Raw genomic sequence first — 23,052 nt, 5'->3', positions numbered from 1 at the left:
GGCGGGGGACGAGACGCGGGCGGAGCGCGGGGCGGGAGATGAGACGCGGGCGGAACGCGGGGCGGGGGCGCGGGGCGCGGCCGGCCGGGGGCGCTCCGGCCGGCTCAGCTGCGCCGGTGCCCGATCAGCCGGGGCTTGGGCTCCAGGCCGTCCAGCCCGTGCCAGGCCAGGTTCACCAGGTGCGCCGCGACCTCGGACTTCTTGGGCTTGCGCACGTCCAGCCACCACTGGCCGGTCAGCGCCACCATGCCGACCAGCGCCTGCGCGTAGAGCGGGGCCAGCTTGGCGTCGAAGCCGCGCGCCTTGAACTCCAGACCGAGGATGTCCTCGACCTGGGTGGCGATGTCGCTGATCAACGAGGCGAAGGTGCCGGTGGACTGGGCGACGGGGGAGTCCCGCACCAGGATGCGGAACCCGTCGGTGTACTCGTCGATGTAGTCCAGCAGCGCGAACGCGGCCTGCTCCAGCAGTTCCCGCGGGTGGCCGGCGGTCAGCGCGCCCGTCACCATGTCGAGGAGCTGGCGCATCTCGCGGTCCACCACGACCGCGTACAGCCCCTCCTTGCCGCCGAAGTGCTCGTACACCACCGGCTTGGAGACCCCGGCCTTGGCCGCGATCTCCTCCACCGACGTGCCCTCGAAACCACGCTCGGCGAAGAGGGTGCGACCGACGTCCAGCAGTTGTTCCCGGCGCTCCGCCCCGGTCATCCGGACCCGGCGGGCGCGCCGGCCCCCGGATGACCGTTCCCGTTCCTTGCTGGTACTGCTACGTCCGCTGTCGATCGCCACGCCTCCATCATGCCTTCCCCGGCCGGAGCCGGGTGATCCCCCTATGCGGAGGCGGCCTCCTTGCGGCGGGCCTCGATGCGGTTCTGGTCCGGCCAGCGGACGTCGTACGCCCAGCCGAGCTTCTCGAACCAGCGGATGATCCGTGCGCTGGAGTCCAGTTGTCCGCGCAGCACGCCGTGCCGGGCAGAGGTCGGGTCCGCGTGGTGGAGGTTGTGCCAGGACTCGCCGCAGGAGAGCACGGCCAGCCACCAGACGTTCCCGGAACGGTCACGCGACTTGAACGGGCGCTTGCCCACCGCGTGGCAGATCGAGTTGATCGACCAGGTCACATGGTGCAACAGCGCCACCCGAACGAGTGACCCCCAGAAGAACGCGGTCACCGCACCCTGCCAGGACCAGGTGACCAGACCGCCCACCAGCGGCGGGATGGCGAGCGAGACCACGGTCCACAGCACGAACTGCCGGGAGACCCTGCGGGTCGCGTCGTCCTTGATCAGGTCCGGGGCGTACTTCTGCTGCGGGGTCTGCTCCTCGTCGAACATCCAGCCGATGTGCGCCCACCACAGGCCCTTCATCAGGGCCGGAACCGTCTCGCCGAACCGCCACGGGGAGTGCGGGTCGCCCTCGGCGTCGGAGAACTTGTGGTGCTTGCGGTGGTCGGCGACCCAGCGCACCAGCGGGCCTTCCACCGCCAGCGAACCGGCGATGGCCAGCGCGATCCGCAGCGGCCGCTTCGCCTTGAAGGAGCCATGGGTGAAGTAGCGGTGAAAACCGATGGTGATGCCATGGCAGCCGATGTAGTACATGACCACCATCAGCGCGAGGTCCAGCCAGCTCACCCCCCAGCCCCAGGCCAGCGGGATCGCCGCCAGCAGGGCGATGAAGGGGACGATGATGAAGAGCAGGAGGGTGATCTGTTCGATGGACCTCTTGCTGTCCCCGCCCAGGGTGGCGGAGGGCAGCGGTGATTCCGGGGCCTTCGGCGGGTCTTCGACCACGTCGGGGCTTGCACTCATGGGTTCCCTCGGGGGGCTCGGGGGACGAAAAACGGATCCGTAACCTACGGCTTCGTAAGTATGGCAGGGCGACAAGTACCGGCAAGAGGGCTGTTGCCCCCCGCGGGCCGTCGGCCGCCTATCCTTGGGGGCGTCGGACAGCGCGGTCCGCACCCCGCCAGACGTGCTCATTCATCGCAAGGAGCCGCACCTGTGAGCAGTGCCGACCACAACAGCTTCGCACCCGAGGACGAGAAGACTAGCGAAGGCGCAGCGCGGCGCAGTGCCGCTCTGCGAGCCGACATCCGCCGGCTGGGCGACCTGCTCGGCGAGACCCTGGTCCGCCAGGAAGGCCCTGACCTCCTCGAACTCGTCGAACGCGTTCGCGCCCTCACCCGTACGGATGGTGAGGCGGCCGCGGAGCTCCTGGGCTCCACCGACCTGGAGACCGCGGCCAAGCTCGTCCGCGCCTTCTCCACCTATTTCCACCTGGCGAACGTCACCGAACAGGTGCACCGCGGACGCGAGCTGCGCGCCCGGCGCACCGCCGAGGGCGGCATCCTCGCCCGCACCGCCGACCAGCTGAAGGACGCCGACCCGGCCCATCTGAAGCAGACCGTCGAGCACCTCAACGTCCGCCCCGTCTTCACCGCCCACCCCACCGAGGCCGCCCGCCGGAGCGTGCTGAACAAGCTGCGGCGGATCGCCGTCCTGCTGGACCGGCTCGCGGCCGGCGAGGACTCGCGCCGGGTGGACCTGCGGCTCGCCGAGAACATCGACCTGCTCTGGCAGACCGATGAGCTGCGGGTCGCCCGCCCGGAGCCCGCCGACGAGGCGCGCAACGCCATCTACTACCTGGACGAGCTGTACGTGGGCGCCGTCGGCGACGTCCTGGAGGAGCTCGCCGCCGAGCTGGAGCGGGTCGGCGCCCCGCTGCCCGCCGGCACCCGCCCGCTCACCTTCGGCACCTGGATCGGCGGCGACCGGGACGGCAACCCCAACGTCACCCCCGCGGTGACCTGGGACGTGCTGATCCTCCAGCACGAGCACGGCATCAACGACGCCATCGAGCTCATCGACGACCTGCGCTCCGCGCTGTCCAACTCCATCCGCAACAGCGGCGCCACCGAGGAACTCCTCGCCTCCCTCCAGCGCGACCTGGACGCGCTGCCGGAGATCAGCCCCCGCTACAAGCGGCTCAACGCCGAGGAGCCGTACCGGCTCAAGGCCACCTGCATCCGGCAGAAGCTGATCAACACCAAGGACCGGCTCGCGGCCGGCACCCCGCACCAGCCGGGCCGCGACTACCTGGGCACCTCGGAACTCCTCGACGACCTCCAGCTCGCCCAGGAGTCGCTCCGCGCCCACCGCGGCGAACTGATCGCCGACGGGCGCGTGGAGCGCACCATCCGCACCCTCGCGGCCTTCGGTCTCCAGCTCGCCACCATGGACGTACGCGAGCACGCCGACGCCCACCACCACGCCCTCGGCCAGCTCTTCGACCGGCTCGGCGAGGAGTCCTGGCGGTACGCCGACATGCCGCGCGACTACCGGCGGAAGCTGCTCGCGAAGGAGCTGCGCTCCCGGCGGCCGCTGGCCCCCTCGCCGGCCCCGCTGGACGCCGCCGGGGCCAAGACGCTCGGCGTCTTCCGCACCGTCCGGGAGGCCTTCGAGCGGTTCGGCCCGGAGATCGTCGAGTCGTACATCATCTCCATGTGCCAGGGCTCGGACGACGTCTTCGCCGCCGCGGTGCTGGCCCGGGAGGCCGGCCTGATCGATCTGCACGCCGGCTGGGCCAAGATCGGCATCGTGCCGCTGCTGGAGACCACCGACGAGCTGAGGATCGCCGACCGGCTGCTCGACGAGATGCTCGCCGACCCCTCCTACCGGCGGCTGGTCGCGCTCCGGGGGGACGTGCAGGAGGTCATGCTCGGCTACTCCGACTCCTCCAAGTTCGGTGGCATCACCACCTCCCAGTGGGAGATCCACCGCGCCCAGCGGCTGCTCCGCGACGTGGCGCACCGGCACGGCGTCCGGCTGCGGCTCTTCCACGGCCGCGGCGGCACCGTCGGCCGGGGCGGCGGCCCCTCGCACGACGCGATCCTGGCCCAGCCCTGGGGCACCCTGGAGGGCGAGATCAAGGTCACCGAGCAGGGTGAGGTCATCTCCGACAAGTACCTGGTGCCGTCGCTGGCCCGGGAGAACCTCGAACTCACGGTGGCCGCGACGCTCCAGGCGTCCGCCCTGCACACCGCCCCGCGCCAGTCCGGCGAGGCGCTGGCCCGCTGGGACGCGGCGATGGAGACCGTCTCGGAGGCCGCGCACTCCGCGTACCGGCGGCTGGTCGAGGATCCGGACCTGCCCGCCTACTTCTTCGCCTCCACCCCGGTGGACCAGCTGGCCGAGCTGCACCTGGGCTCCCGGCCGTCCCGCCGCCCCGACTCCGGCGCCGGCCTCGACGGGCTCCGCGCCATCCCGTGGGTGTTCGGGTGGACGCAGTCCCGGCAGATCGTGCCCGGCTGGTTCGGCGTCGGGTCCGGGCTGAAGGCGGCCCGCGAGGCGGGGCTGGACACGGTGCTGGACGAGATGCACCAGCACTGGCACTTCTTCCGCAACTTCCTGTCCAACGTCGAGATGACCCTGGCCAAGACCGACCTGCGGATCGCCCGGCACTACGTGGAGACCCTGGTGCCGAGCGAACTGCGGCACGTCTTCGCGACGATCGAGGCCGAGCACGCGCTCACCGTGCGCGAGGTGCTGCGGATCACCGGGGAGGCGGACCTGCTGGACGGCAGCCCGGTGCTCAAGCAGACCTTCCACGTCCGCGACGCCTACCTCGACCCGATCTCCTACCTCCAGGTGGCGCTCCTGGACCGGCAGCGCTCGGCCCGCGAGCGCGGCGAGGAGCCGGACCCGCTGATCGCCCGGGCGCTGCTGCTGACCGTCAACGGGGTGGCCGCGGGGCTCCGCAACACGGGCTGATCCCGCGACGGCGAACGCATCCGGCCGGTGGCCGCTCCCTGGAGGAGTGGCCACCGGCCGCGCCGTTTCCCCGCCGTCAGTCGCGCGACATGCGGCGGACCAGCAGTCCGCCGACCACCAGGACGGTCACCGCGGCGCCGATGATCCAGCCGATGGCGCCCACGCCGGTGTCGGCGAGGCCGCTCTCCGCCGCGACGGTGGTGGTGGCCGTGGACGACGAGGCGGCGGGGGCGGCGAGCGGCGAGGCGCCCGGCTCGGTGGCCGCGGAGGGGGCCGCCGGGCCGGACGCGTGGAGCCGCACGGTGACGGTGCTCTGGTGACCGGTGGGGGAGGCGTGGGCGGCCGGCGCGAGCAACACGGGGGTCACAGCGACCACGGCCGCGCACGCGAGGGGGGAGGTGCGCATGAGCTACCAACTTCGATGTCGAGCTACGGGGAGCCGGGGGGTGGCGGCTCAGCTTCCGACAGCCCGCGCGGCTGGTCAACGGAGGTTGCACCCGATATGCGGCATGAGTGGTGGGCTATCCACATTACCTTGGGTAACGATCCGGTGAATGAGGGATTCCGCTCATGATCGTCCAGGTCAGAGCGGGGTCAGGAAGGAATCGGACAGAGCGCGGCGAGGGTTCGGTAGGGCGCGGCGACGGTCCGGCAGGCGCGGCGACGGCCCGGGCAGGGCACGGTGAGAGCCCGGAAGGACGCGGCGAGGTCCGGACGGGGCCGTGTGCCGGCGGCCGGCTCCCGCCGGCGCGGCGGGTGGGCGGCAGGACCGCGGTGGCCGCGGGTGGGCGGCGGCTCGCCATCCACCCGCGCCGAGCGGTCCGCGCGCGGCGGGCGGCGGTCCGCGAGCCGCCCGCGCGCCCGAGGGCCAGAGGGTCCAGAGGGTCCAGAGGGGGTCAGAGCAGGGTGGCGAACGAGGCGCCGAGCAGCACCGCGCCCAGGCCGCCGAGCACCCATCCGGTGCGGCGGAAGCGCATGCCGCCGGCCACGATCACCGCGGCGAGCAGCAGCGAGCCGCCGAGCGGCACCCAGGCGTGCAGCACCCCGGCCCAGCCGGTCCGCACCGTCTGGCGGGTGCCGGGCTTCACCACCACCGGCAGCCGGTCGCCCTTGCCGTCGGCGACCGCGGCGTCCAGCCGCATCCCCGACCGGGACTCCGACGGGCGCCCGGAGGGCACGAAGACCCCGGTGCACCAGTCGTCACCGCAGGACTCCACCCGGAACGTGCCCTGCTCCCGCCCCTTGGTGAGCATCGCGTGCTGCGCGGTCCCCCAGGACGCCCAGACCCCCGCGGCCAGCACGATGAGCGCGATCAGCGCCACCGCGACCTGCTTGGCGAGCAACATGAGGCCGTACGCGCTCTCGCCCATGCGACGCGTACGGCTGCGCCGGACCGGAAGGGCGCCGGTGGTGGAAGGCATGGCGGCGATCCTTGGCCATGGGTCAGCGCCCGGTCAACCTCCGAGTACGGTTCGCGGGCCCCTGTGAGCCATGTCCCACCTGGCACGATTCAGGAGTTGTAGGTGCCTTGGGCGCGTTCCAGACCGTCCACGATCAGCGTCTCCACCGCGTCGGCGGCCCGGTCCACGAAGTAGTCCAGTTCCTTGCGTTCGGAGCCGGAGAAGTCCTTCAGTACGAACGCGGCCACGTCCATCCGGCCCGGCGGGCGACCGATGCCGAAACGCACCCGGAAGTAGTCCGGCCCCAGCGACTTGGTGATCGACTTCAGGCCGTTGTGCCCGTTGTCCCCACCGCCCAGCTTCAGTCGCAGTGCGCCATAGTCGATGTCCAGCTCGTCATGGATCGCGATGACCTGCCCCACCGGCACCTTGTAGAAGTCGCGCAGCGCCGTGGTCGGCCCGCCCGACAGGTTCATGAACGACATCGGCTTGGCGACCACCACCCGGCGGCTCGCCGGGCCCGGCGCCCCGACCCGGCCCTCGACCACCTGGGCGCGCGCCTTGTGGGACTTGAAGCGTCCCCCCATCCGCTCCGCGAGCAGCTCGGCCACCATGAACCCCACGTTGTGGCGATTGGCGGCGTACTCCGGTCCGGGGTTGCCCAGCCCCACGATCAGCCACGGGCTGTCCGGCTCGCTCATTGTCCTTCAGTCTCCTGCCCTGGGATCACACGGGATCGCTGCCGCTGCGGCCCTCGCCGCTGCTACAGACATACACGACCGCCGCCCCGCTCCAGGCAGGAGCGGGGCGGCGGCATCGACCGGAACGGTGCCCGGAACGCGGGGCGATCAGCCCTCGGCGCCCTCGGCGGCCTCGCCCTCACCCTCGGCCGGAGCCTCGGCCTGGGCGGCGACGACCTGCAGCACCACGCTGTCCGCCTCGATGGCCAGCGAGGTGCCCTTCGGCAGCTCGATGTCGCCGGCGAGGATGGAGTGACCGGCGTCCAGGCCCTCGATGGAGACGGTGACCGACTCCGGGATGTGGGTGGCCTCGGCCTCGACCGGCAGCGCGTTCAGGATGTGCTCCAGCAGGTTGCCGCCCGGGGCCAGCTCGCCCTCGGTCTGCACCGGCACCTCGACGGTGACCTTCTCGCCGCGCTTGACCAGCAGCAGGTCGACGTGCTCGATGAAGCCCTTCAGCGGGTCGCGCTGCACGGCCTTGGGGATGACGAGCTCGTTCTTGCCCTCGATGTCGAGGCCGATGAGCACGTTCGCGGTCTTCAGCGCCATCATCAGCTCGTGGCCCGGGAGCACCACGTGCACCGGGTCGGTGCCGTGACCGTAGATGACGGCGGGAACCTTGGCGGCACGACGGACGCGGCGCGCCGCACCCTTGCCGAACTCGTTGCGGATCTCAGCGGAGATCTTGACCTCAGCCATGAGCACTCCTCGTAGGAAGAAACCGATCTGGTGGCCGTCACCCGGCCCACGACAGACCTGCTACGAAGAGCGCGTCGATAACGGATGAGCGATGTTCCGGACGGAACACTGCCTCCCTCGCCGAGCAACCCGACAATTCTAGCCCATTGCCTATGATCGCCTTCCCATGGACCTGCTGCGGCACCTTCGCTACTTCCGCGCGGTGGCCGAAGAGCAGCACGTCGGCCGCGCGGCCGAGCTGCTGCGCATCGCGCAGCCCTCGCTCTCCCAGCGCATCCAGCGCCTGGAACGCGAACTCGGGGTCCGCCTGTTCGACCGCACCAGCCGGGGCGTCACCCTCACCCCCGCCGGCCGGCTGGTGCTGCGCGAGACGCACGCCCTGCTGGCCTCGGCCGACCGGCTCACCGCCGCGGTCGCCCGGATCCGCGACGGCGCCGCCGGGGCGCTGCGCGCCGCGGTACCCCCCGGGCTCGGCGGCGCCGCGGTCGCCGCCCTGATCACCGGCTTCCGCGAGGAGTCCCCCGGTGGCCACCTGGTCTTGCGGGAACTCACCACCACCGCCCAGGTCGGCGAGCTCACCGCCGGCACCCTGGAGGCCGGGATCGTCCGCCACCCCTGCCACACCGACGGACTCGACTTCGGCCCCGCGCTCCACCAGCCGCTCGGCGTGCTGCTCGCCGAGGACGAGCCGCTGGCCGCCGGCGAGGAGGTGTCCCTGGCCCGGCTCACCGGCCGTGAACTGGTGCTCTTCCCCCGCGACAGCGCGCCCGCGCTGCACGACGAGACCCTCACCGCCTGTGCCCGGCACGGCTGCACCCCCTCGGCGGTCCACGAAGCCGCCGGTGACGACTTCACCCGGGCCCTGGTGCTCTCCGGCGCCGCCGTCGCCCTCGTCCCGTACGCCCCGCCCGGGCCGGGCGCCGTCTGGCGGCCGCTGGCAGGCGCCCCACTGGCCTGGCGCACCTCCGTCGCCTGGCCGCAGGGCCGGGACGGGCCGGCGGTGCGGCTGTTCGCCCGTACCGCCCACGAGGTGCTGCGCGAGCACGCCGGAATGCGCGCCGGCCGGTCCGGCGCCGCCACCGGCCCCGCCGGGCCGCCCGCGCCGCACCGCGCGGCGCCCCCGCCGGCCCCCCGCCCCGTCTTCCCCCGCCCGGCATCGGAGTTCCCGCTGTGACGCCCCCGACCCCCCTGGACCGCATCCGCGCGGCCTTCGCCGCCGCCGGGGTGACGGGCCGGCTGTACGCCGTGGACATCGACCGCGGCGCGGAGCTGGGCCTCGGCGCGGACACCGAGGTGAGCACCGCGAGCGTCCACAAGCTCTGCGTGGTGGCCACCCTCTACCGGCACGCCGCCCAGGGCCGCCTGGAGCTGTCCGAGCCGGTCGAGATCCCGCCCGCCGGCCGCACCCCGGGGGCCACCGGCCTGTCGGTGATGCACGACGCGGCCCGGATGTCGCTGCGCGACCTCGCCGCGCTGACCATCGCGGTCAGCGACAGCGCCGCCGCGGACGTGCTGTGGGACCGCCTCGGGCTGGACACCGTCAACGCCACCATGGCCGAACTGGGCCTCACCCGCACCGTGGCCGCGCACCCGATGCGCGACCTGTACGCGCGGATGGCCGAGGACGTGGGGAGCGGCGGCCCGGCCGCGCTGGTCGACCCGGCGGTGGTGGCCCGGCTGAGGGTGCTCGACCCCCGGCACACCAACCGCAGCACCCCGCGGGAGATCGCCGCGCTGCTGGCCGCCGTCTGGCGCGACGAGGTGTGCGGCGGTCCCACCGGCGCGGCCCTGCGCGCCACGCTGGGCTTGCAGACCTGGAGCCACCGGCTGGCCTCCGGCTTCCCCTTCGACGACGTCCGGGTCTCGGGGAAGACCGGAACGCTGCCGACCCTGCGTCACGAGGCGGGCGTGGTGGAGTACCCGGACGGCGGGCGGTACGCGGTCGCGGTGTTCACCCGGTCCGCGTCGACCGCCGCGACGCTGCCCACCGCCGACGCGGTGATCGGCACCACGGCGCGGATCGCCGTCGACGCGCTGCGGGCCGCCGCACACGACTGAGGCCATCCCCTCGACGGGGATGGCCTCAGCGGGTGTCGGTGATCCGGACCCGTGCGCGTGTCGCGGCCGGGGCGGCGGGTTCGCCCTCCCGGGTCGCGCGGCGCGGTGATCCGTGCCGTAAGCCGGACAACTCGGTCGCCCCTACTCGTCGAACAGGCTCGTCACCGAGCCGTCCTCGAAGACCTCGCGGACCGCGCGGGCGATGGTCGGCGCCATCGACAGCACCGTCACCTTGTCCAGCTCGATCTCGTTGGGGGTCGGCAGCGTGTTGGTGAAGACGAACTCGCTCACCTTGGAGTTCTTCAGCCGGTCGCCGGCCGGGCCGGACAGCACGCCGTGCGTCGCGGTGACGATGACGTCCTCCGCACCGTTCGCGAACAGCGCGTCAGCGGCGGCGCAGATGGTGCCACCGGTGTCGATCATGTCGTCGACCAGCACGCAGACGCGGCCCTTCACGTCACCGACGACCTCGTGCACGGTCACCTGGTTGGCGACGTCCGGGTCGCGCCGCTTGTGCACGATGGCCAGCGGGGCGCCGAGCCGGTCGCACCAGCGGTCGGCCACCCGGACCCGGCCGGCGTCCGGGGAGACCACGGTGAGCTTGGAGCGGTCCACCTTGGCGCCCACGTAGTCGGCGAGGATCGGCAGCGCGAACAGGTGGTCCACCGGGCCGTCGAAGAAGCCCTGGATCTGGTCGGTGTGGAGGTCGACGGTGAGGATCCGGTCGGCGCCCGACGACTTGAGCAGATCGGCGATGAGGCGCGCCGAGATCGGCTCGCGGCCGCGGTGCTTCTTGTCCTGCCGGGCGTAGCCGTAGAACGGCACGATCACGGTGATGCTCCGGGCGGAGGCCCGCTTCAGCGCATCGATCATGATCAGCTGTTCCATGATCCACTTGTTGATCGGAGCCGTGTGGCTCTGGATCAGGAAGCAGTCCGCACCGCGCGCGGACTCCTCGAAGCGCACGTAGATCTCGCCGTTGGCGAAGTCGAAGGCCTTGGTCGGGACCAAGCTGACGCCCAGCTGATGGGCGACCTCCTCGGCCAGCTCGGGGTGGGCGCGGCCGGAGAAGAGCATCAGCTTCTTCTCGCCGGTCGTCTTGATCCCGGTCACAGCACAGTCTCCTTGGATGTCACTTCATGTGCTATTTGATGCGCTTCCCAACGGTACGCCCCGCACAGCGCACCGCGCGCACGTCACGCCCGCTCGTCGCCTTCGCGACGGGCGGCCTGGGCGGCCTGTGCCGCGGCGCTGCCGGGGCGCTTGCGGTCCACCCAGCCCTCGATATTCCGCTGCTGGCCTCGGGCGACAGCGAGCGAACCCGGGGGCACGTCCTTGGTGATGACGGAGCCGGCGGCGGTGTAGGCGCCGTCCCCGATCGTGACAGGAGCCACAAACATGTTGTCCGAGCCCGTCTTGCAGTGCGAGCCCACCGTCGTGTGGTGCTTGGCCTCGCCGTCGTAGTTCACGAAGACGCTCGCGGCGCCGATGTTGGTGTACTCGCCGATCGTCGCGTCGCCCACGTAGGACAGGTGCGGCACCTTGGTGCCGTCGCCGATGTCGGCGTTCTTCATCTCCACGTAGGTACCGGCCTTGGCCTTGGTGCCGAGCCGGGTGCCGGGGCGGAGGTAGGCGTACGGGCCGACGCTCGCGGCCGCCCCGATCACGGCGCCGTCGGCGACCGTGAAGCTGACCGTGGCGCCCTCGCCGACGGTGGTGTCCGTGAGCCGGGACTGCGGGCCCACCTCGGCGCCGGAGCCGAGGTGGGTGGCGCCCAGCAGTTGGGTGCCGGGGTGGACGGTCGCGTCCGGCTCGACGGTGACGGTGACGTCCAGCCAGGTGGTGGCCGGGTCGACGACGGTCACGCCGGCCAGCATGGCCTCCCGCAGCAGCCGCTCGTTGAGCAGCCTGCGGGCCTCGGCCAGCTGCACCCGGTTGTTGATGCCCAGGATCTCCCGGTGGTCCGCCGCCACCGCCGCGCCGACCCGGTGGCCGGACTCGCGCAGGATGCCCAGCACGTCGGTGAGGTACTCCTCGCCCTGGCTGTTGTCGGTGCGCACCTTGCCGAGCGCGTCGGTGAGCAGCTGGGCGTCGAAGGCGAACACCCCGGAGTTGATCTCGCGGATCGCGCGCTGGGCGGCGGTGGCGTCCTTGTGCTCGACGATCGCGGTGACCGCGCCGTCCGCGCCGCGCACGATCCGGCCGTAGCCGGTGGAGTCCGGTACCTCGGCGGTGAGGACCGTCACCGCGTTGCCGTCGGTGTGGTGCGTCCCGGCGAGCGCGGCGAGCGTGTCGCCGGTGAGCAGCGGGGTGTCGCCGCAGACCACGATCACCGTGCCGTCGAGCGCGGCGCCGGTGTCGCGCAGCTGCTCCAGGCCCATCCGGACCGCGTGGCCGGTGCCGTTCTGCTCGTGCTGGACGGCGGTGCGGACGCCGGGGTCGATCTCGGCGAGGTGCGCGGAGACCTGCTCCCGGGCGTGGCCCACGACCACCACCAGGTGCTCCGGGTCGAGCGCGCGCGCGGCCGTGACCACATGGCCGACCAGGGAGCGGCCGCAGATGGAGTGCAGGACCTTGGGCGTGGCCGACTTCATGCGGGTACCCTCACCCGCTGCGAGGACGACGACGGCTGCCAGCGGGGTCTCCCCCGTTCGAGCGGAGCCGAGAACGAGGGGAAGGTTGGCGCTCACGGGTGTGCCCTTCGGCTTCGGGGGTGGACACCCGCAGGATACCGGTGCGTAGTGCGGCGGTAATGAGCGCGGGTCCTGACCTGGGAGGTCAGGACCCGGATGAAGGGCTCCCCTGCAAGGACTCGAACCTTGACAAACGGCTCCAAAGGCCGCTGTGCTGCCGATTACACCACAGGGGACAGTAAAGTCCGCCAATCGGACATTGTGGCCAGGCTGTCGGGCCGACCCCCCACACTATGCCGCACCATCGGCCTCCGGCGCGACGATAGTCGAAAGGCGGCGCCCCCGCCCCGTCCCGTGACCGGGGCGCGCCCGCGGGGACACGCGAGCGCACCGGCACGCCCGGGAAAACCCCTGGCGCCCGCCCGTAGGCTGGTGCGTATGAGCGGAACGGGGGAAGCCGTCGACCAGGGCGTGCCGCGCACGTCGGGACGGGTTTGGTGGTGGCCGCGGCGGCGCAGCGCGGTGCTCGACACGAGTCTGGCGGTGATCTCCGCCGTCGAGTGCGCGCTGGAGGGCATCCCGTTCGCCCGCGAGGCGCGGGTCCCGGTGGCCTTCGGGGTGGCACTGGGCATCGTCGTCGGCCTCACCCTGCTGGTGCGGCGCCGCTGGCCGATCGCCGTGGTGCTGGTCTCGGTGGCCATCACCCCCGCCGAGATGGGCTTCCTGCTGACCATCGTCGGCCTGTACACCCTGGCCGCCTCGGAGGTGCCGCGCCGGATCACCGCGGTGCTGGCCGGCATGTCGGTCACCGCCACCCTGATCATCACCATGGTCAGCTTCCACCGGGACATGGAGCGCGACGGCTGGGAGCCCCCGGTGTGGGTGGCCCCGGTGGTCTCGCTGCTGATGGCCATCGGCCTCACCGCCCCGCCGGTGCTGCTCGGCCTGTACGTCGGCGCCCGGCGGCGCCTGGTGGAGAGCCTGCGGGAGCGCGCCGACGGCCTGGAACGCGAACTCTCCCTGCTCGCCGAGCGGGCCGAGGAGCGCGCCGAGTGGGCCCGCAACGAGGAGCGCACCCGCATCGCCCGGGAGATGCACGACGTGGTCGCGCACCGGGTCAGCCTGATGGTGGTGCACGCCGCGGCGCTCCAGGCGGTGGCGCTGAAGGACCCGGAGAAGGCGTCGAGGAACGCCGGCCTGGTGGGTGACATGGGCCGGCAGGCGCTGACCGAGCTGCGCACCATGCTGGGCGTGCTCCGCGCCGACGACGGGGCGGCCCCGTCCGGCGGCGCACCCGGCGCGGTCCGGCACGCCGGCCCCGCCCCGCTCGCGTCGGTGGCCGCCGCCGCCTCGGCCGCCGCCGACGAGGCCGCCGGCGGCCCCCGGCTGACCGAGCTGGAGGCGCTGGTCGGCCAGTCGCGCACCGCGGGGATGGTGGTCGAACTGTCCGTGGAAGGGGACGAGCGCAGCTACCCGCCGCGGGTGGAGCAGACCGCCTACCGGGTGGTGCAGGAGGCGCTGACCAATGTGCACAAGCACGCGCCCGGCGCCCGTACCCGGGTCCGGCTGGCCCGCCGCAGCTCGGAGGTGGCGGTGCTGGTGGAGAACGGCCCGTCGGAGCGGGGGGCGGCCGGCGCCGGGCTGCCCAGCGGCGGCAACGGGCTGGTCGGGATGAAGGAGCGGGTCTCCCTGCTGGGCGGCGGCTTCGTCTCCGGCCCGACCGACACCGGAGGCTTCCGGGTCTCGGCGGTGATCCCCGACCGGGCGGCGGCGGTCGGCGGGCGCTGACCCGGCGGGCGGCCGGAACCCACGGGAGCGCGCGCCCGCCGGGCGCGGATCCGGGCGGCGGCAGCCCGGAGGGCCGCCGCCGGGCACGGCGGGCATCCCGAGGGGGGCCGGTCGACCGGATGCGGGCCGGATGACCGGACGCGGAGCGGGTGACCGGGCCCGGGCCGGCACGACGGGACGCGGGTCGATTGCCCGGACGAAGACCGGACGAAGACCGGACGAAGACCGGACGAAGACCGGATGCGGGCCCCGATGATCGGCCGCGGACCGGCTGGGAGCAGCGGACCGGCCGGGCGGCGGTCGGCCCGGAGCGGCGGGCCGACCAGGAGTGGCGGGCCGTCCGGGAACGGCGGACGGCCTGGGAGTGGCGGTCCGGCCGGGAGCGGCGGGCGGCGCCGCTCCCGGTCGGCACGTCAGACGCGGGCCAGCCGGGTCGGGAGGGCCCCGGTGATCAGGGCCGCCAGCGCCGTGTCGATGTCGGGCCCCAGGAACCAGTCGCCGGTGTGGTCCAGGCTGTAGACCCGGCCCTCGGTGTCGATGGCCAGCAGCGCCTGCCCGTCCGCCTCCTCGCCCAGCGGGCAGAACTCGGTGCCCAGCGCCCGCCCGAGGTCCGACAGTGTGCGGGCGAGATGGAGTCCGCTCGTCGGGTCGATCAGGAACGGGGTGGGGGCGATCTGCCGCCCGGTGCCCGACGGCCGCACCCGGAGCCCGCCGAACTCGGCCCATGCCTCCACCGCCGACGGGAAGACGCTGTGCCGGTGGCCGGCCGGTGACTCGTGGGCCCGCAGGGCGTCCGCCCAGACCTCGGCCTGCCTTATGTCCCAGCGGCCGGGCTGCCAGCCGGCGTCGCGCAGCGCGGCGTCCACGGCGACCGGGAAGCGGGTGGCGGCGGTTCGGTCGAATGCGCGCATCGATCAGCCCCTGTCCGGGGCGGCCTCGAAGCCGGTGACGCTGTGCACCCCGAAGTGCGCCAGCAGCGCCGAGCAGGACCGGCAGGGCGGGGCGTAACCGCCGTGCTCGGGGTCGCCGTCCTCGCGGATGCGCCGCGCGGTGATCCGGGCCTGCTTCAACGCGCGTCTCGCCTCGCCCTGGCTCAGCGGCTTGCGGGCCGCCCGCTTGCTGCGGCCGCTCTCCACCGTGTGCAGATGGCGGGAGAGGAGCACCGCCTCCGGGCAGCGGCCGGTGAACCGCTCCCGCTGCGCGCTGCCGAGCGTGTCGAAGAAGTCCTGCACCAGGGGGTGGAGGACGGGCGGCTGGTCACCCCGGCCGGCGGTGCAGGTCAGCGTCTCACCGCGGACGGAGAGCGCGGCCGCGACGGTGGGCAGGATGCCGTCCCGGCGGTGCAGCAGCGCGGGCGGCCCCGCCGCGCCGTCCGAGCCGCTCCAGCTGAGCCGGGGGTCGCCCCCGGCTTGGGCGGGTACGGCTGCGCCGCGACCCTCCGTAATGTCCATGCCCTGCTTCCCTCCCTGCGCATTCTGCGCGCAATCCCCCTGTTGCGGGGGTCAGCCTGCCAAATGGGGCGGGTGGTGCGGAAGTCAGGTCGCCTCCGGCGCGTCGTGGCCGCGGGTGCCGTCACTGTGGGTGCCGGGGCGGGGTCGGGTGTTGCGGCACCGCATAGTCTGTCCGTAGTAGCCAGCAGGAGCAGGGGGCAAAACCGCCATGACGACAGGTCGGCCAGGGCTGGGGACACCTCCCAGTAGCCAGGGCGGGGGATACTCCGCGCCGCCGAACACGGCCTACGCCGGGCAGGTCGTGCACTTCCCGGACCCGGTGCGGGCCGCCCGGCACCCCCGCGGGGTCCGCGTGGACGAAAGCGGCTTCCCGGACTTCTCCCCCTATGCCCGGGCGGCGGCGGAGATCGCCGAACCCCCCGAGGGGTTCGGAGTGGACGAACTCCGGCTGACCGACTTCGTGTCGGCCAACGCCGCCCTGCACTCCGTCGGCCACGAACTCTGGGACGGCCTGTCCTCCGTCGCCACCCCGCACGGCTGGACCTGGCACCACGTGGCCGGGACGCGCCGGATGGAGCTGATCCCGGTCGAGGTCAAGGCGCTGCTGCGGCACCACGGCGGGCTGGCCACCGCCCAGGTGGACCAGGACAAGCGCGGCACCCGTCCGCTCCAGGAGACCCGGCCGGTGCACTTCGGCCTCCCCAAGCGCGGCATCCCGGTCACCGAGGACCAGGTGGCGGGGGTCGAGGAGGACCTCGGCTACCGGCTGCCCAGCTCCTACCGGTCCTTCCTCAAGGCCGCGGGCGGCTGCGCCCCGGTCGGCGCCGCGCTCGACCCGGAGCTCGGACTCCTGGTCGACCAGCCCTTCTTCACGGTGCGGGACGAGGCGGCGGTCAACGACCTGGTCTACGTCAACAAGTGCCTGCGCGACCACTTCACCAAGGACTACCTCGGGGTCGGCTTCGTGCAGGGGGGTGTGATCGCGGTCAAGGTGAAGGGCGACGCGATCGGCTCGGTGTGGTTCTGCGCCTACGACGACGCCCGGGACCGCGACGGCTGGACGGTGCACGACCGGGTCGAGCACCTGATGCTGCCGTGCGGCGACGACTTCGACGCCTTTCTGCTGCGGCTCGCGGGCAACCCCCCGGAGCTGGAGACCGTGGCGCATCTGATGGTGGACGGCGGCTTCGCGTACGCCGTCCCGGTGGAGGGATGAGCGCGATGGTGACGTTCGCGCAGGCGCAGGAGCGCGCGGAGCTGTGGATCAACGGCGACGTGCCCGGCTACCAGCAGCGCGAGGTCCGGGTCCGGGAGTTCGACCTGGGCTTCGTGGCCTGGGCCGCGGACCGCGAGGGCGGCCCGGTCTCGGACCACCCGGCCGAGGGCGCCCGCCTGGTGATCGCCCGGGACGGCGGGGAGACCACGCTGTGGCCGGCGCTGCCGGTCGGTGAGGTGATCCGCCGCTACGAGGAGGTGTACGGGGCGGTCGACGAGTCCGAGGAGGGCCCGGCCGACGCCCCGCCGCAGCGCATCGACCTCAACGCCACCTCCTTCCTGCTGACGCCGCCGGAGTGGCTGCAGGAGGCCGCGGACGCGATGGGCATCCCGGACCGGCGGTCCGGGGCCGCGGACACCGCCGGCCCGCGGGGGGACGGCCGGCCGGCCGGTGCGCCCGGCGCCGGGAGCGCGGACGAGCCGTCGGGCGCCGCTGCGGGCTACGGCGGTGCGCCGGAGGGCGGCCCGGAGGCCGGCCACTCCTTCGCGCCGGGCGCCGGCGACCCCTTCGCGACCGGCCAGGGCTCCCGCGGGCAGAGCGCCGGGCCCGAGGAGAGCAGCCCCTGGGCCCCACCGGCGCCCGCCGCGGACCTCGCCGGCTCCACCGGCGCGGGCGCACCGGGCGGAGCGCCGGGGCCGGACGGCTCCAGCGGCGGCCGGGCCGCCTGGGAGAAGCCCTTCGCGCCGCCCGGCACGCCTGACCCGGCGTCCGACGCGACGGGCGCCACCCCGCCCGCCGCGCCGGTCGGCGCGACCCCCTGGACCGACGCCAACACCGGTGGGGGCGACGGCGACCGCTCGGTCGCGCCGCCCGCCACCGTCTTCGCCCCGCCGCTCGCCGGCTCCGACGACGAGGACACCCCGGCTCCGGGCGTGCGGCCGGACGCCAAGACGGAGCTGATGTCGGCGGGCAGCGCCCTGCCTCCCACCGCCATCGCCCCCGCGTTCGGTCTGTCCGGCGCCGGCGGCGAGGCCCCTGACACATCGGGGGGCCCGGCGAACCAGGCCCCCGGCGGGCCGGTGCCGCCCGGCGCCCCGGGAATGCCCGGCGCTCCGGGAATGCCCGGCGGCCCGGGGATGCCGGGGCCGCCCGGAGCCCCCGGCGCGGCCGCCGTGCCGCCCGCCCCCGGTGTCCCGGCCCCGCCCGGCGCCCCCGGCGCGCCCGGTGGTGCCGGGGTGCCCGCGCCGCCCGGTGCCCCCGGGGTGCCCGGCGCGGCCGCCCCCCGCACCCCCGGGGTCCCGGGTCCGCCCGGCCCTCCCGGACCGCCCGGCGCCCCCGGCGGCGCCGGCCCGAACCCGGCGCCGCCCTCCGGACCCGGCGCGCCCGGTGCGCCCGCGGGCGGATACGTCCCCACCCAGCTGGTCTCGGCGCTGGACGCGGAGAGCCTGGGCGGGGTGCCGCTGCCCGGCGCCCCGGGTCCGGACGCGCCGCCGCCCGCGGCCCCCGGCGGCGGGGTGCACGCGGCGGCCACCATGCTCGCCGGGCCCGGCCAGTCCGGTCAGCTCGGCCCGCTGCCGCCGAACGCCCCCGGCGCACCGGGTGGCCCGGGGGCGCCCGGCATGCCCGGAGTGCCCGGCCAGGGCCCGCAGCCGCCCGCCGGCCACGGCGCCGGTGTGCCCGGCGCCCCGCCGCCCGGCGCTCCCGGTGCCCCCGGCGGGGTGCACGCCGCCGCCACGATGCTGGCCGGCGCCCCCGGGATGCCGGGCGCCCCCGGTGGCCCCGGGATGCCCGGCGGTGCCCAGCCGCCCGGCGCGCCCGGTCCGGTGAACCCCGGCCCGCACACCCCGCCGCTGGTCCCGCCCGGCACGCCGCCGCCCGGTATGCATGCCGCGGCGACGATGCTGGCCGGCGCCCCGGGTGCGCCGGGCGCGCCGATGGCCCCGGGGATGCCCGGCGTCCCGGGGCAGCCGGGCATGCCCGCGCCCGGGATGCCGGGCGCGCCGGGGGTGCCCGGTCAGCCCGGTCCCGGAATGGCCGGCGGCCCGGGGATGCCCGGCGCCCCGGGCGGCCAGCCGTACGGCTATCCGCAGGCGCCGTCCGGGCTGCCCACGGTCGGCCCGGGCTACATGGCGGTGCTCCGCTACCGCGCGCAGGACGGTTCCGAGCAGCAGCTCATCCGCCGCTCCGCGCCGGGCACCCCGCACCCCGAGTGGCAGATCCTGCACGAGCTGCGGGCGATGAACGTGCCGCCGCAGCAGGTGCTGGAGCTCCACACCGAGCTGGAGTCCTGCGACCTGCCCGGCGGTTACTGCGCGCGGATGATCCGGGAGTCCTGGCCCCAGGTGCGGATCAGCCACACCGCGCCGTACGGCCGGGACCACGCCACCCGCCAGCAGGGCGTACGCCATCTCATCGAGCACCAGGGCGAGTTGCACCAGGTGGCGGACGGCCCCGCGCGGCCGGCGCCGAACCGGGTGCCGCTGCCGCACCCCAGCCAGGTGCAGCGGGTGCCGCCGGCCCCGGTGGAGGCGGTGGCGCAGGAACTGGTCGGCGCGTTCGGCCCGCAGGGCGTCTTCCGCTTCGACCAGCGGGCGGTGTCCCGGATGGGGGTTCCGGAGGTCGTCGCCCAGACGCTGGTCTGGGTGGGGCTGCCGCTGGACTTCGGGCCGTTCTTCTGGGCCCAGGCCCAGCCGGGCCGTCCGGTGCCGACGCTCGCCGAGCTGGCCGCGGAGCGGGGCGTGCAGCCGGCCTCGGACGCCGGTTCCTACCTGGTCATGGGCAGCGACTTCGGCCGGCAGCTGTGCGTGCAGTACGGCACGGCGAACATCGTGGCCGTCCCGGTCGAGGCCGGGCCGGGCGGCCAGCCGGTGCCGCCGCAGTTCGTGAACACCGGGCTGCCCGAGTTCGTGCGGTGCATGGCGCTGCTGGGCCGGATGTGGCGGCTGCGGTACGGGCTGACGCCGGAACAGGCCGGGCGCTGGACGGTGGACTTCCAGGCGCAGCTCGCGGCCCTGGACCCGGCGGCGCTCGGGGCACCGGACAACTGGTGGGCGGTACTGCTGGAGCAGATGTGGGACGGGCTGCTCTGAGACGGGCCGCGGCGCCCGGGGAGTGACCGCGCGGACGGTGCTCCCGGTGCGCGGGAAGGTGGGCGGAAGGCGCCCGACCGGTGGAACCGGTCGGGCGCCTTTCCGTTGCGGCCGGAGCCGCCCGACCGGCCCCGCGGCACGTGGGACAAGCGCCCGAACAGGCTGATTCCGACTTCTGATCTCAAATGACGCATCCTTGACCGAAGTGGAATGCGGAGTGTCGCGTTATGGGCGATTCACTCTGATCCATCAAGATATGCGCCGGACTGCGTTGGGTTTGGGTCGTACCCGTTGCCGCCGTACCAAAGGGGTCTGAAGGATGAGTCCGTCGGTGTCACCTCATGGCTTCTCCGTCGTCGGACGGGGCAGTCGTGGTTACCGTCCCGAGCCGGTCGACCGCCGGGTGGCGGAGGTCTCGCGGGAGCGCGACGAGGCGTGGGAGCGTGCCGCCCGGCTGACCGTCCTGGCCAACGAGATGACCGCCGAGCTCAACCGGCTGCGGGAGGCCGTCGCCCAGCTCCCCCCGCAGACCTACGAGACGCTCGGCGACCGCGCCCGGCTGATCCTCACGGTCGTGCAGGAGGAAGCCGCCGAACTGCGCGCCGGAGCCGAGCAGGACGCCAGGGCGGTGCGGGAGAGCGCCGAGGCGGCCGCCGGCGAGGTGCGGAAGGCGGCGGCGACCGAGGCCGACCGGCTGCGCACGGAGGCGGCGGAGTGGGAGCGGCGGGTCCTGGAGGAGGCGCACGCCGCCGTGACGGAACTGCGCGTCGTCTCCCGCCGCGAGGCCAAGGAGACACGTGGCGAGGCGCTGGCCCGGCTGCGGGAGGCGCGCGAGCGCACCGCCGCCCTGCTCGCCGCCCAGGAGCGGGAGCAGGCCGAGCAGCGGGAGGCGGCCGAGCGGGAGATCGCCGCCCGGGAGGCGGAGGCCGCGGCCCGGCTCGCCGAGTGGGAGGAGGCGGTGCGGCGCACCCTCGCCGAGTCCGAGCGGGCCTTCACCGCGGCCGGTGAGGCGGCCCGGCACCAGCTGGAGGAGGCCGAGGCGCAGGGCGCGGAGATCGTCGCCCAGGCCCGCGTCCAGCAGCAGCGGGTGGAGCGGGAGACCGAGCGCGCGCTGCGCGAGCACGCCGAGCGGGCGGAGGAGCTGCGGGCGCACCTGAACCACGTCCGGGCCGGGCTGGCGTCGGTGACCGGCCGGCCGGTGGCGGCCGGCGAACCGGAGCCGCCGCAGCACCAGGAGCCGGACCGGGCCGTGGTCCCGGAGCCGGGCCCCGGGCCGGACGGCGCTCCGGCCGGGCCGCCGCAGAGCACCGGCTTCACCGGCGGGCCGCCGCCCGGGCCGGTCTCCTCGCCGCCGGCGTCCGCCGGGGCGGACCGCCCGGCGCCCCCCACCGGGCGGGTCCCCGGGCCGGCCTCCGGCGAACAGGACTGAGCGCCGGGCGCGGCGCCCGGGCGGCGGCCGGCCCGGCCCCGGCGGCGGTCAGTCCGGCCCGGCCGGCCCCGGCCGGTCCGGCCCGGTGGCCGTCGCGCCCTCCCCGGCCCGTGCGGTCCCCGTCCCGTCCTGCCCGGCCCCCGGCGGCCCGCCGCCCTCCGCGTCCCGCGCCGGCCCGCCGCCCTCCTCGGCGTCCGCGCCCTCCTGCCGCACCGGGAACCGGCGCGGCGCGAGCAGCAGCAGGGCCAGCAGCGCGAGCACCGCGGCGGCCGCCGCGCCCAGGTAGACGTGGTCGGTGACGGCGTCCACGGCCCGGCGCAGATAGTCCGCGGCCCGGTCGTCCAGCGCGTCCTGGTCCTCCAGCGCGTGCGACACCGAGTCCAGGTCGTCCGGCAGCCCCGGCCGGATCTCCTCCGGCGCGCGGTCCAGCCGGTCCGCCAGGGTCAGGTTGGCGACCGCGCCGAACAGGGCCGCGCCCAGGCTCTGGCCGACCTGGCGGCAGAAGAGGATCGAGGCGGTCGCGGTGCCGCGCTCGGCCCACCCGACGGAGGACTGCACGCCGATGATCAGGGGGAGCTGGAAGAGGCCCAGCGCCGCGCCCAGCGCCAGCATCAGCAGCGCCGGCTGCCAGGCGGCGCCCGGGTAGGGCAGGAGCGGGAACGCGAGCAGCACCAGTGCGGCGCCCGAGATGCCGAGTACCGCGCAGCGGCGGAAGCCGACGCGGTTGTACACGCGGTTGCTCAGCGCGGCGGTGATCGGCCAGCTCAGCGTCATCGCGGACAGCACGAAACCGGCCGCGATCGGGCCGAGCCCCAGCACGGACTGGGCGTAGGTGGGCAGGAACACCGTCGGCGCGATCATCAGCAGCCCGAGGGCGCCCAGCGACAGGTTGACGGCCGCGATCGTCCGCCGGCGCCATACCCAGCCGGGGATGATCGGCTCGGCCGCCCGGCGTTCGATGCGGACCGTCAGCGCCACGCCCGCCGCGGCCGCGGCCAGCAGCGCCAGCGACGGGGCCGAGAGCCACGGCCAGGCCACCCCGCCCTGCACCAGCGCGGTCAGCAGCAGCCCGCCGGACAGGAAGATCCCCAGCGCGCCCGCCCAGTCCACCCGCGGCCACTGCCCGGCGGCCCGCTCCGGGCGGGCCGGTTCCCGGAGGTGACGGGCGATCAGCCACAGCGCCAGCAGCCCGACCGGCACGTTGATCAGGAAGATCCACCGCCAGTCGGCGTACCCGGCGAGCAGACCGCCGAGGGCCGGGCCCGCCACCGAGGACAGCGCCCACACCGAGGACAGCCGGGCCTGTATCCGGGGGCGCTCCTTGAGCGGGTACAGGTCGGCGGCGATGGTCTGCACGGTGCCCTGCAGCGCCCCGCCGCCCAGCCCCTGCACGATCCGGAAGGCGATCAGCGCCGCCATGTTCCAGGCCGCCGCGCAGAGCAGGGACCCGGCGAGGAACACCACGATCCCGGCGATCAGCACCGGCTTGCGGCCGAAGGTGTCGGAGAGCTTGCCGTACACCGGGAGCGTCACCGTGACGGCGAGCAGGTAGCCGGAGAACAGCCAGGAGAAGACCGAGAAGCCGCCCAGGTCGCCGACGATCTGCGGCACCGCGGTGGAGATGACCGTGGCGTCCAGCGCGGCGAGGGCCATGCCGAGCATCAGGGCCGCGACCACCGCGCCGCGGCGGTCGGCCGCCGGGGACGGGCGGGCCTGGGGTGCCGGGTCCGGGCCAGTGCCCCGCCGCGCGGTGCCGCCCACCGTGGATGCTCCCTCCGCCGGGA

The 23,052-nt window shown here is 74.7% G+C and carries 18 protein-coding genes and 1 tRNA gene; 7 read left to right on the top strand and 12 right to left on the bottom strand.

Features of this window, described 5'->3' with window-relative positions:
• Positions 1-104: 104 nt before the first annotated feature.
• Both ACH4B3_RS03730 and ACH4B3_RS03725 read right to left on the bottom strand, forming a co-directional pair.
• Positions 105-788, bottom strand: a complete 684-nt coding sequence (locus ACH4B3_RS03730) for a TetR/AcrR family transcriptional regulator (RefSeq protein WP_398461079.1) — start codon at positions 786-788, stop codon at positions 105-107.
• Between the two features lie 41 nt (positions 789-829).
• Positions 830-1,804, bottom strand: coding sequence for an acyl-CoA desaturase (locus tag ACH4B3_RS03725; RefSeq protein ID WP_398461078.1), 975 nt, complete (start codon positions 1,802-1,804; stop codon positions 830-832).
• Between the two features lie 270 nt (positions 1,805-2,074).
• Here ACH4B3_RS03725 and ppc point away from each other — a divergent pair, with 270 nt between their 5' ends.
• A complete protein-coding gene (gene ppc, locus ACH4B3_RS03720; RefSeq protein WP_398461573.1) occupies positions 2,075-4,765 on the top strand; it encodes a phosphoenolpyruvate carboxylase in 2,691 nt (896 codons plus the stop codon).
• Positions 4,766-4,841: 76 nt separating this feature from the next.
• On the opposite strand, the gene ACH4B3_RS03715 is transcribed toward ppc, so the two are convergent.
• The 4 genes from ACH4B3_RS03715 to ACH4B3_RS03700 all read right to left on the bottom strand — a co-directional run bounded on the left by ACH4B3_RS03715 (position 4,842) and on the right by ACH4B3_RS03700 (position 7,604).
• Positions 4,842-5,171 carry a hypothetical protein gene (locus ACH4B3_RS03715; protein WP_398461077.1) on the bottom strand — a complete coding sequence of 110 codons (330 nt, stop codon included), beginning with the start codon at positions 5,169-5,171 and terminating at the stop codon, positions 4,842-4,844.
• 490 nt (positions 5,172-5,661) lie between these two features.
• Positions 5,662-6,186: a hypothetical protein gene (locus ACH4B3_RS03710; protein ID WP_398461076.1), complete on the bottom strand. Its 525-nt coding sequence runs from the start codon at positions 6,184-6,186 to the stop codon at positions 5,662-5,664.
• An 89-nt stretch (positions 6,187-6,275) separates the two neighbouring features.
• The gene (gene pth, locus ACH4B3_RS03705; RefSeq protein ID WP_398461075.1) at positions 6,276-6,866 is read right to left on the bottom strand and encodes an aminoacyl-tRNA hydrolase; all 591 of its coding nucleotides are present in this window, start codon (positions 6,864-6,866) and stop codon (positions 6,276-6,278) included.
• Between the two features lie 147 nt (positions 6,867-7,013).
• Positions 7,014-7,604: a 50S ribosomal protein L25/general stress protein Ctc gene (locus tag ACH4B3_RS03700; RefSeq protein WP_398461074.1), complete on the bottom strand. Its 591-nt coding sequence runs from the start codon at positions 7,602-7,604 to the stop codon at positions 7,014-7,016.
• A gap of 166 nt (positions 7,605-7,770) precedes the next feature.
• On the opposite strand from ACH4B3_RS03700, the gene ACH4B3_RS03695 reads away from it, so the two are divergent.
• Positions 7,771-8,778 carry a LysR family transcriptional regulator gene (locus tag ACH4B3_RS03695; protein WP_398461073.1) on the top strand — a complete coding sequence of 336 codons (1,008 nt, stop codon included), beginning with the start codon at positions 7,771-7,773 and terminating at the stop codon, positions 8,776-8,778.
• Positions 8,775-9,662 carry a serine hydrolase gene (locus ACH4B3_RS03690; protein WP_398461072.1) on the top strand — a complete coding sequence of 296 codons (888 nt, stop codon included), beginning with the start codon at positions 8,775-8,777 and terminating at the stop codon, positions 9,660-9,662. The genes ACH4B3_RS03695 and ACH4B3_RS03690 overlap by 4 nt, the downstream gene beginning before the upstream one ends.
• Before the next feature lie 141 nt (positions 9,663-9,803).
• Here ACH4B3_RS03690 and ACH4B3_RS03685 read toward each other — a convergent pair whose 3' ends face one another.
• The 3 genes from ACH4B3_RS03685 to ACH4B3_RS03675 all read right to left on the bottom strand — a co-directional run bounded on the left by ACH4B3_RS03685 (position 9,804) and on the right by ACH4B3_RS03675 (position 12,531).
• Positions 9,804-10,775: a ribose-phosphate diphosphokinase gene (locus tag ACH4B3_RS03685; protein ID WP_398461071.1), complete on the bottom strand. Its 972-nt coding sequence runs from the start codon at positions 10,773-10,775 to the stop codon at positions 9,804-9,806.
• 83 nt (positions 10,776-10,858) lie between these two features.
• A complete protein-coding gene (gene glmU / locus ACH4B3_RS03680) occupies positions 10,859-12,298 on the bottom strand; it encodes a bifunctional UDP-N-acetylglucosamine diphosphorylase/glucosamine-1-phosphate N-acetyltransferase GlmU (RefSeq protein ID WP_398461572.1) in 1,440 nt (479 codons plus the stop codon).
• 161 nt (positions 12,299-12,459) lie between these two features.
• Positions 12,460-12,531, bottom strand: a tRNA-Gln gene (locus ACH4B3_RS03675).
• A gap of 202 nt (positions 12,532-12,733) precedes the next feature.
• Here ACH4B3_RS03675 and ACH4B3_RS03670 point away from each other — a divergent pair.
• Positions 12,734-14,083, top strand: a complete 1,350-nt coding sequence (locus ACH4B3_RS03670; protein ID WP_398461070.1) for a histidine kinase — start codon at positions 12,734-12,736, stop codon at positions 14,081-14,083.
• 413 nt (positions 14,084-14,496) lie between these two features.
• Here the strand turns inward: ACH4B3_RS03670 and ACH4B3_RS03665 are convergent, their stop codons facing one another.
• Positions 14,497-14,994 (bottom strand): SUKH-3 domain-containing protein, encoded by a 498-nt coding sequence (locus ACH4B3_RS03665; protein ID WP_398461069.1) that lies wholly within the window; start codon positions 14,992-14,994, stop codon positions 14,497-14,499.
• Positions 14,995-14,997: 3 nt separating this feature from the next.
• The gene (locus ACH4B3_RS03660; RefSeq protein WP_398461068.1) at positions 14,998-15,534 is read right to left on the bottom strand and encodes a YwqJ-related putative deaminase; all 537 of its coding nucleotides are present in this window, start codon (positions 15,532-15,534) and stop codon (positions 14,998-15,000) included.
• A gap of 208 nt (positions 15,535-15,742) precedes the next feature.
• On the opposite strand from ACH4B3_RS03660, the gene ACH4B3_RS03655 reads away from it, so the two are divergent.
• The 3 genes from ACH4B3_RS03655 to ACH4B3_RS03645 all read left to right on the top strand — a co-directional run bounded on the left by ACH4B3_RS03655 (position 15,743) and on the right by ACH4B3_RS03645 (position 21,268).
• Entirely contained in the window at positions 15,743-16,750 is a 1,008-nt protein-coding gene (locus ACH4B3_RS03655; RefSeq protein WP_398461067.1) for an SMI1/KNR4 family protein, read from the top strand.
• Positions 16,751-16,755: 5 nt separating this feature from the next.
• Positions 16,756-19,839: an SUKH-4 family immunity protein gene (locus ACH4B3_RS03650; protein ID WP_398461571.1), complete on the top strand. Its 3,084-nt coding sequence runs from the start codon at positions 16,756-16,758 to the stop codon at positions 19,837-19,839.
• Between the two features lie 331 nt (positions 19,840-20,170).
• A complete protein-coding gene (locus ACH4B3_RS03645) occupies positions 20,171-21,268 on the top strand; it encodes a cellulose-binding protein (RefSeq protein WP_398461066.1) in 1,098 nt (365 codons plus the stop codon).
• Between the two features lie 48 nt (positions 21,269-21,316).
• On the opposite strand, the gene ACH4B3_RS03640 is transcribed toward ACH4B3_RS03645, so the two are convergent.
• Positions 21,317-23,029 carry an MFS transporter gene (locus ACH4B3_RS03640; protein WP_398461065.1) on the bottom strand — a complete coding sequence of 571 codons (1,713 nt, stop codon included), beginning with the start codon at positions 23,027-23,029 and terminating at the stop codon, positions 21,317-21,319.
• Positions 23,030-23,052: the final 23 nt, after the last annotated feature.

The sequence above is a fragment of the Streptomyces sp. NPDC018031 genome, assembly GCF_044327625.1.
Classification (GTDB): Bacteria; Actinomycetota; Actinomycetes; order Streptomycetales; family Streptomycetaceae; genus Streptomyces.
The sequence above is the reverse complement of the archived record's forward strand: the minus strand, read 5'-3'. Positions and strand labels throughout refer to the sequence as shown.

Coding starts and splice junctions, on each gene's coding strand:
- ACH4B3_RS03665 (WP_398461069.1), bottom strand. CDS start 14,994: ATGCGCGCATTCGACCGAACCGCCGCCACCCGCTTCCCGGTCGCCGTG.
- ACH4B3_RS03670 (WP_398461070.1), top strand. CDS start 12,734: ATGAGCGGAACGGGGGAAGCCGTCGACCAGGGCGTGCCGCGCACGTCG.
- ACH4B3_RS03655 (WP_398461067.1), top strand. CDS start 15,743: ATGACGACAGGTCGGCCAGGGCTGGGGACACCTCCCAGTAGCCAGGGC.
- ACH4B3_RS03660 (WP_398461068.1), bottom strand. CDS start 15,534: ATGGACATTACGGAGGGTCGCGGCGCAGCCGTACCCGCCCAAGCCGGG.
- ACH4B3_RS03650 (WP_398461571.1), top strand. CDS start 16,756: ATGGTGACGTTCGCGCAGGCGCAGGAGCGCGCGGAGCTGTGGATCAAC.
- ACH4B3_RS03725 (WP_398461078.1), bottom strand. CDS start 1,804: ATGAGTGCAAGCCCCGACGTGGTCGAAGACCCGCCGAAGGCCCCGGAA.
- ACH4B3_RS03700 (WP_398461074.1), bottom strand. CDS start 7,604: ATGGCTGAGGTCAAGATCTCCGCTGAGATCCGCAACGAGTTCGGCAAG.
- pth (WP_398461075.1), bottom strand. CDS start 6,866: ATGAGCGAGCCGGACAGCCCGTGGCTGATCGTGGGGCTGGGCAACCCC.
- ACH4B3_RS03710 (WP_398461076.1), bottom strand. CDS start 6,186: ATGCCTTCCACCACCGGCGCCCTTCCGGTCCGGCGCAGCCGTACGCGT.
- ACH4B3_RS03695 (WP_398461073.1), top strand. CDS start 7,771: ATGGACCTGCTGCGGCACCTTCGCTACTTCCGCGCGGTGGCCGAAGAG.
- ACH4B3_RS03715 (WP_398461077.1), bottom strand. CDS start 5,171: ATGCGCACCTCCCCCCTCGCGTGCGCGGCCGTGGTCGCTGTGACCCCC.